We start from the raw sequence: 6,779 nt of genomic DNA on the forward strand, positions 1-6,779 counted from the left end.
CCTGGCTGGCGCGGAGCTGGGGGTGGCTCGACGCGCCGGTCTGGGGTGGGTCAGACGGCCGCAGCCGCGCGCTTCTCGGCCTGCTTGGCGAGGTGGGCGGCGTAGTCGTCCTGCCACGCCTGCGGGTCGTGGCCGGCGCGCTCCGCCGCGTCCCACGCCCACTCGCCGATCTCGCCGGACTCCAGCTGCTCGTTGACGTCTGCGAGCGTGGAGCGCAGCAGGTCGGGGTCCGACTTCTCCAGCGCCTTCAGGAGGCGGTACGCAATCCATGCGCGGCCGCCAGCGAGGGCATATGCGGCCATCGCGAAGTGGTCCCCGGAAGCGACCTTGAATAGGTCGGAGGTGGAGCGCAGCACCTGCTTGAGCAGGTCTTCGGTGGCGGCCGAGGCGTCGTACCCCTTGTCGGCCAGCTCCTCCGGCTCGTCGTGGTGCAGCGTGTCGGCCTGCTCCACCTTGCCGCCCGTGCCGAGGCTGTCGGCCCACTCGTCCCAGCGGGACTCGGGCGACTCCTCGTCCCCGATCCGGCGAGGCATCTGCAGGCCGACGAAGTTGTGGCCTCGGATGACGAGCGGCTTGTCGAACGCCGACTGCCAGAGGGTGATCTGCCGTCCGGCCGCCACCCAGCGGTCGAGCGTGTCGGCCGTGTGTCCGGTCCACGGCGACTCGCTGGGCGGGTTCTCCAGGGCCGTTCGGATCAGGCCACGCCAGTCGGGGAAGGCCAGGGTGCCTGCGGGGATGACGAGCTTGTTGCCGTGGCTCTCGAAGGTGAGGCCCTGCTGGTACGGGGAGATGTGCACGTTGTGCTCGCCGTTGAGGGCGTCGACCCATGCAGTGAGGGCCGGCAGGTCGACGAGTCGCACGGTGAGGTTCCAGGCCGGATCGCTGCTGCGAGTGCGCTGCCTGGCGACGGCGAGGGTGAAGCGGTCGGTGGCGGCGGCGTGGAGGTAGCGGCCGTCGTAGTCGAGGTGGATGCCCTGGATGGCGGCGTAGCCGGAGTGCCGGCCGACGTGCGGGTCGACCTTCTTGAGGAGGTTGCTCAGGTTGTAGGCCGTGAGCGTTGTGGTGGTCACCTGTGCTCCTTCTGGGATGCTTGGGGTGCGCCCCGTCGAATTCGCCTCGACGGGGCGTCCTGCTGGGTTGTGCGCCGGGCCGGCGGGTCGGTCCACCGCGGGGCCCGGCGAGTTCAGGCGGCGGCGCGGGGGCCGGTGATGGGGAGGAGCATCTGCGCCTGGTGGCTGGCAGAGACCTCGGGGAATCCGTGCTTGGCGATGAGGTGGTCGGTCATGTCCTCGGCGGCGGCTCGGGTGGCGCTGAGGTACGTGTGGTGCTCGCAGTTCGGCGCCGGGCAGCGCAGGTAGCCGGTCACGTGCATGTGGGCTCCTTGGAGAGGTGGCGCCCGAGCAGCAGCAGGGCGAGGGATACGGCGGTGCCGCCGGCGAGCTGGAGCCAGACGCGGGTCACTGAGCGGCCCTCGTGGTGCGGAGGGCGTACTGCTCGTAGGACTCGGTGTGGCCGTCGAGGACAGATGCCGTGAAGTCGGCGGACACTGCGGCTCGGACGAGGCGGCCGGTGGAGCGCTTCGGCAGCGGGATCAGCGGCCCGTGGTCGTGGTAGACGGTCGGCAGCGGGAGCGGCGTGGAATGCCCGCCGGCGACGAGGAGCGGTTCACCCGTGTCCGAGTAGCGGCCGGTCCACGTCCATTCGACGCCGATGACGTCGGTGAAGCCGCCGTCCAGGTCGAACTCGGTGCCGTCGTGGAGGTAGGTGGTCACGAGGCCACCGCCGTCCGGACGGTGAAGCGGCCGTCGGCGTGCCAGATGATCGTGTCGCCATACCGTGCGACGACCCGCCCCGGACCGGCGCCGATGCGCAACCCCGTAGTGCGGAGCTTCCCGTCGACGTTCTCCCAGTAGCTCTTGGCGAACACGTTGAGACCGTCGAGCCAGTTGTCGATCCGGGAGTGGTTCTCCGGCGTGAGCACGTGGGCGAGGCGTTCACCGTCGCCGAGCGGGCTGTCGTGGTCGATGTCGACGTGCTCCAGCTTGATGCCGCCGCCGTAGCCGTGGACGGACACGTGGGGGGTGCCGTGGCCGAGGATCCATGCCGGCGTGCGGGTCGTGGTGACGAGCCGGGTCTTAGCGGCGATGACGGCATCGAACTCGGGCCGGACGCTGGGGTAGGCGATGACACGGGTGCCGATCGGGTGGGCGGCGTTCCAGGCATCGGCCTGCTGCTGGCCCTTGGCCTTGGCCGCTTCGAGAGGATCGCGGTGGCTCATGACGTCCCCTCGGCTTCAGCCTTAAGGCGGGCGATCTCGGCATGGGCCGCAGCGAGCTCGTCGGCGGCCGTGCGCTCCTTGTTTGCGCGACCAGCGATCTCGTCACGCCAGCGGCAGACCTCGGAGGCGATGCGGTCCGCGATCTGCACCCGCTCGCCGGGGGTGAGTTCGGACTTCATCTGAAGGTTGATGGCCCCCTGCACCATCCCGCCCGGCTCGATGTACAGGACCGGGTATACGGCGGTCGAGCTCCGGACCGTGGTCGTCATGTCCAGGAACCACGTAGCGCTGAAGCTCATCGGGTTCCTCCGGTGTAGTCGCGGTCCCGGAGGTCCGGGTCGATGTCGAGGTACTCGTGCCACTGGTCCCAGTGGGCGCCGTCGGGAACCGGGTTGGCCGCGAGGGCGTGGGCGCGGATCTCGGCGATCTGCTGCTCGAGGCCGGCCTGCGTGACGTCCAATCGCTCGATCGGGTTGATGGTCATTGGGCACCGTCCTTCAGGAGCCGCTCGATGGCGGCGACGGCGTCGCGGACGCCCTGGTTGTAGGCCTCGTCATCGGAGGTTCCGGTGTTGTCCAGCAGGAGCTCGGCGCGGGTTACCGTGACGGCCTCGAGCAACGCATCGGTGCGGCCCGTTCGGCGCCCAGACTGGAAGCCCTCGTTGCGAGCTTCAGTGGTGGCCTTGTCGATCAGCTTGTTCGCGCGGTCCTCGTTCACGAAGGCGCCAGCCACACGGCGGAACAACTCGTCACGGGCGCTCATGCCGCGCTCCGCACGATGAGTCGCGGGTCGAACTGGGCGAGGACCTTGTTGGCGCGGGCCAGGTCGGCGAGGGCGTACTCGCGGGCCTCGGCGTACTGGGGCGCGCGGCACAGGGTCACGTTGTACGCCTGGTTCACGGCCTCGACCTCGGCGGCCAGCACCTGCTCGGGGATCTGCCGGCCGATCAGTACGACCACGGCGTCGGGGACGGGCACCTTCGGGAGGGACAGGGTGATCACGCCGCCACCGCCGTCACCGTCTCGTCGAGCACGGCGGCCAGGAACGCGGCGCGGTCCCGGACCGCCTCGGTGCGGTGCAGCTCGGCCATCAGCGGCCACTGCGAGTACGCGTCGGGGGTGAAGCCGAGGCGCCGGTTCAGCTCGTCGATGCGGTGCTGGGCGGTCGCCGCCTGGACCAGCGCGTCCCGGGCGGTCAGCGGCAGGTCGGCCTCGACGAACAGGGCGGCCTGGGCGAGCTCACCGTCGCGGACCGCGGAACGGATGAGCTGGGTGATGTGGGAGTGAGTTACCTTCGTGGACACGGGGTCCTCTTCTCTCTCGCAGGTGTGTGCGTGCAGAGGGGTTGATCTCGGAGGGCTGGCCGTCGCGGTGTAGGAGCCCGGCGGCCGCCCGCATAGCCGGCTAAGCGGCGAGGGGGCGCGGGCTGTACTGGTGCGGCAGCACTTCGCCGTTCGCCTGGACCCACTTGATGTGCTCGGCCGTGAGGCGCGGGGTCTTGCCGATGCGAGTGAACGGGATGGTGCCGAGCTGGATCTGCTCGGTGACCCAGTTCTCGGTCTTTCCGAGGAAACTGGCCGCTTCCTTCGGGGAGTAGGTCCGCAGGCCGGCCTCGGGGTTGAAACTCTCCATGACGCGGACGAGCCTCTCGAGGACGTCAGCGCTGAGGAGGAGGGGCTGGTCAGGTACTGGGGCCAGGGGTGTCCTGGTCAAGGGTCTTCTCCCTCGTGATGGCGTGGACGGGGGTGCGCAGCGCAGCGGCGATGCGGTCGAGCGTGTCGTTCGACGCCCCGCGGCCTCCGGTCTCGATGCGCGAGACGAAGCCAGGGCTTCGTTCTATGAGGCGAGCGAGCCGGTGCAGGCTCATTCCGCGTGCCTCACGGATGGTCCTGATTGCGGCTCCGTTCGGTGTCACGACACACAAACTATGGGTGTTGCTCCGGCTTGGCAAGTCCTACCGCCGGTTTCTTTGGGTGTTACTGCGCCCTTGATGGGTGTCTTTGGGTGCACCGGGTGCCAGGAAGCGTCCCCAAGAGGGGCACGCCATGCCGCCTAGGGGGCGCACGGAGGCAACATCGAACGCCCTCTGTGCACCGATAGTTACAGGTCAAATGGGTGCATCACTGGGTGCCTGTTGCCTAGGATTCGTGCATCATGAGCCCATGGGCAGGGACTGGAAGCACCTCGCGGATACCGTCGAGGCAGCGAGAGAAGCGAAGAACCTTACGCAAGTGGCGCTCGCCGAGAAGGCGGGGGTCAGCGAGTCGACGATCCAGAACATCGAGTCCGGAGTCGAACGCAAGCGCGTGCCGGCCTCACTGCACAAGGTCGAGCGCGCGCTTGGCTGGACACCTGGATCGGGCGAGCGCGTCCTCGAAGGGGCTGCCCCGGAGTACGTGGAGGAGACGGCAGCGCCGCCGTCGGACCTGCCACTGCGCATCGTGCACGAGCTCCAGGACGGACCGCTCCTTGACGCCACGGTCCTTGACCTCGGCCCCCTGGGATCGGGTGCCCGCATGATCGTGGTGGTGAAGGGCACACCCGACGCGAGCCCGGAACAGATCCGTACAGACTTGCTCGCATGGGCGAAGGCTCAGCGCCACATGCAGAACCTTCCAATCGATGACGAACCGGACGAAACTCCTAACTGACCGACACATTCCGTCCACAAATACGCACGAAGCGCTCCCCTTGCATATGCCGATGTGATGTCATGTTCGTTACCAGCGAGCGGGCCAACCTCGGTGGCACATGGGGGACCTATGTCAGTCAGGGTTCTTCGAGTTTCTGGGATGCCGCACAGCGTGCAGGTGTGGTGGACCACTCGGAACGGCAAGCCGGTTCTCTACATAGACGAGAACCTCACTACGAGCGATGGCGCGCGACAACTGGAGGAGCGGCTCAACGCCACACCTCCGCCCCAGGAATCGAATACATCCTGGATCTCCCACACTGGATGACGGCGACGCCGGCAACCCCCATGAGCCGGCTCCCCGTCGACCATCCCGTCCAGTGAGGTGAGCGTGGCGTACTCAGAGAAGCGCGGCAAGGGCCGCGACGGCCGCATGCGGTACCGCGGTCGCTACAAACTCCCCAACGGCCGCTGGGGTTCCGTCTCCCGTGATGACCAGGGGAACCCGTTCTACACCGCCCGGTCCGCCGAGCAGTTCGCCTCCGGGCTCGAGACCGACGTCCGCCGCAAGACGTTCATCAACCCGCGCGACGGGCGCATGACCGTCGAGGAGTGGGCCCATCACTGGCTCGCGTCCATCGACGTCGGCCCGCTCAGCGAGAAGGAGTACCGGCTCCGCATCAAGAACCAGATCCTGCCCGAGTGGGGATCGGTGGCGATCGGAGACCTCTCCCCCACCGGTATCGCGGCCTGGGAGAAGCGACTCCGCCAGCAGTTGAGCAAGAACTACGCAGACGGTGTCCTGTCAGTCCTCAGGACGATGCTCGACGACGCGGTCGCCGAACGCCTTCGGATGGACAACCCCGTAGCCGCAAGGAAGTCCGGGCGCCGCGGCCGGTACGTGCCGAAGACCAAGGACGAGAAGGTCACCGCCACCCCACGGCAGGTGCTGCTCATCGCGCGCAACGGGCTCACGATGCGCGGGCTGAACGAGTACGCGATTGTGCTGGCGAGCGCCTACACCGGGCTACGGATCGGCGAGCTTGCCGGTGTGCACCGCAACCAGGTCGACCTCAAGGACGCAGGGCAGGGCGCGCGCCTGCACTCGGTGCAGCAAAGCCAGTACGTGAACGGCACCTTCACCGAGATCGGCAATAAGTACGACTCGGGGCGCGGCTTGATCCTTCCGCCGTTCCTTGCCGAGCTGCTCGGCGAGTTGATGGCGAGTCGGCCGGACAGCGAATGGGTCTTCACCGCCCCGAAGGGCGGCCGGCTGCTTCGCGGCGGCGACTGGTACAGGGAAACCTGGCGCCCGATGGTGTCGGGTCGCGCGCCACGCGGGGTCGTGCGAGGTGCCAAGGAGAGAGCCGGCGTCCAGCCGGTGCTCGGCGTAGAGGGGTTGACGCCTCACGGCCTGCGGCACTCACAGAAGGTGTGGCTGGACGAAGGCATGCACCCCCGGGTCGCGGTCGAAGCCCGTATGGGTCATGTCCTGCAGGGTGTCGAGGGGACCTACTCCCATGTGACACTCAAGATGGAGCTCGCCATCGCCGACTACCTGCAGCGCCTGTGGGAGGAGTCGCTGCGACCGGTGGTCGACCGCCGCGAGTTCGGCGCCTACCCCGTGTTCATCCCCAGCAGCCGTAAACGATCTCCCAAGAATCTCCCAGAAGCACGAGCGACCGTCTGAACGAGACGTCAGTGGGCCCGCACCGGCTTGGTGCGGGCCCACCTTTGAGGGAGCTATCTATGCGCGTCTTGCTGGGATGTTGCCTCGACGGGGCCCGCTACTTCGCGAGCGCGCGGCTGATCACCATGCGCTGGATCTCGCTGGTGCCCTCGAAGATGGTGTAGATCGCGGCGTCGCGGT

The 6,779-nt window shown here is 68.1% G+C and carries 14 protein-coding genes; 2 read left to right on the forward strand and 12 right to left on the reverse strand.

Annotated features, from left to right (window positions below; genetic code table 11):
* Window positions 1-50 precede the first annotated feature (50 nt).
* The 11 genes from ABT034_RS33760 to ABT034_RS33810 all read right to left on the reverse strand — a co-directional run bounded on the left by ABT034_RS33760 (window position 51) and on the right by ABT034_RS33810 (window position 4,192).
* Window positions 51-1,070, reverse strand: coding sequence for a gas vesicle protein GvpG (locus ABT034_RS33760; RefSeq protein ID WP_351220917.1), 1,020 nt, complete (start codon window positions 1,068-1,070; stop codon window positions 51-53).
* Window positions 1,071-1,183: 113 nt separating this feature from the next.
* Complete coding sequence (locus ABT034_RS33765; RefSeq protein WP_351220918.1) at window positions 1,184-1,372, reverse strand: hypothetical protein; 189 nt, start codon at window positions 1,370-1,372, stop codon at window positions 1,184-1,186.
* A gap of 85 nt (window positions 1,373-1,457) precedes the next feature.
* A complete protein-coding gene (locus tag ABT034_RS33770; protein ID WP_351220919.1) occupies window positions 1,458-1,772 on the reverse strand; it encodes a phiSA1p31-related protein in 315 nt (104 codons plus the stop codon).
* On the reverse strand, window positions 1,769-2,278 hold the full coding sequence (locus ABT034_RS33775; protein WP_351220920.1) for a hypothetical protein: 510 nt from the start codon (window positions 2,276-2,278) through the stop codon (window positions 1,769-1,771). The genes ABT034_RS33770 and ABT034_RS33775 overlap by 4 nt, the downstream gene beginning before the upstream one ends.
* The gene (locus ABT034_RS33780) at window positions 2,275-2,547 is read right to left on the reverse strand and encodes a hypothetical protein (protein WP_351220921.1); all 273 of its coding nucleotides are present in this window, start codon (window positions 2,545-2,547) and stop codon (window positions 2,275-2,277) included. Before ABT034_RS33780 ends, ABT034_RS33775 begins: the two co-directional genes overlap by 4 nt.
* A 26-nt stretch (window positions 2,548-2,573) precedes the next feature.
* Entirely contained in the window at window positions 2,574-2,762 is a 189-nt protein-coding gene (locus ABT034_RS33785; protein WP_351220922.1) for a hypothetical protein, read from the reverse strand.
* The gene (locus ABT034_RS33790; protein ID WP_351220923.1) at window positions 2,759-3,040 is read right to left on the reverse strand and encodes a hypothetical protein; all 282 of its coding nucleotides are present in this window, start codon (window positions 3,038-3,040) and stop codon (window positions 2,759-2,761) included. The genes ABT034_RS33785 and ABT034_RS33790 overlap by 4 nt, the downstream gene beginning before the upstream one ends.
* A complete protein-coding gene (locus ABT034_RS33795; RefSeq protein WP_351220924.1) occupies window positions 3,037-3,279 on the reverse strand; it encodes a hypothetical protein in 243 nt (80 codons plus the stop codon). The genes ABT034_RS33790 and ABT034_RS33795 overlap by 4 nt, the downstream gene beginning before the upstream one ends.
* Window positions 3,276-3,581, reverse strand: coding sequence for a hypothetical protein (locus tag ABT034_RS33800; RefSeq protein WP_351220925.1), 306 nt, complete (start codon window positions 3,579-3,581; stop codon window positions 3,276-3,278). Before ABT034_RS33800 ends, ABT034_RS33795 begins: the two co-directional genes overlap by 4 nt.
* A gap of 100 nt (window positions 3,582-3,681) precedes the next feature.
* Entirely contained in the window at window positions 3,682-3,990 is a 309-nt protein-coding gene (locus ABT034_RS33805; protein ID WP_351220926.1) for a helix-turn-helix domain-containing protein, read from the reverse strand.
* The gene (locus tag ABT034_RS33810) at window positions 3,959-4,192 is read right to left on the reverse strand and encodes a helix-turn-helix domain-containing protein (RefSeq protein WP_351220927.1); all 234 of its coding nucleotides are present in this window, start codon (window positions 4,190-4,192) and stop codon (window positions 3,959-3,961) included. Before ABT034_RS33810 ends, ABT034_RS33805 begins: the two co-directional genes overlap by 32 nt.
* 247 nt (window positions 4,193-4,439) lie before the next feature.
* On the opposite strand from ABT034_RS33810, the gene ABT034_RS33815 reads away from it, so the two are divergent.
* The gene (locus ABT034_RS33815; RefSeq protein WP_351220928.1) at window positions 4,440-4,928 is read left to right on the forward strand and encodes a helix-turn-helix domain-containing protein; all 489 of its coding nucleotides are present in this window, start codon (window positions 4,440-4,442) and stop codon (window positions 4,926-4,928) included.
* A gap of 366 nt (window positions 4,929-5,294) precedes the next feature.
* The gene (locus ABT034_RS33820; RefSeq protein ID WP_351220929.1) at window positions 5,295-6,599 is read left to right on the forward strand and encodes a tyrosine-type recombinase/integrase; all 1,305 of its coding nucleotides are present in this window, start codon (window positions 5,295-5,297) and stop codon (window positions 6,597-6,599) included.
* A 97-nt stretch (window positions 6,600-6,696) separates the two neighbouring features.
* Here ABT034_RS33820 and ABT034_RS33825 read toward each other — a convergent pair.
* Window positions 6,697-6,779, reverse strand: an 83-nt coding sequence (locus tag ABT034_RS33825; protein ID WP_351220931.1) for an acyl-CoA dehydrogenase family protein, incomplete at its 5' end; no start/stop codon positions are given.

Origin of the sequence: Streptomyces sp. NPDC002773 (assembly GCF_040295605.1) — a bacterium.
Lineage (GTDB): Bacteria > Actinomycetota > Actinomycetes > Streptomycetales > Streptomycetaceae > Streptomyces.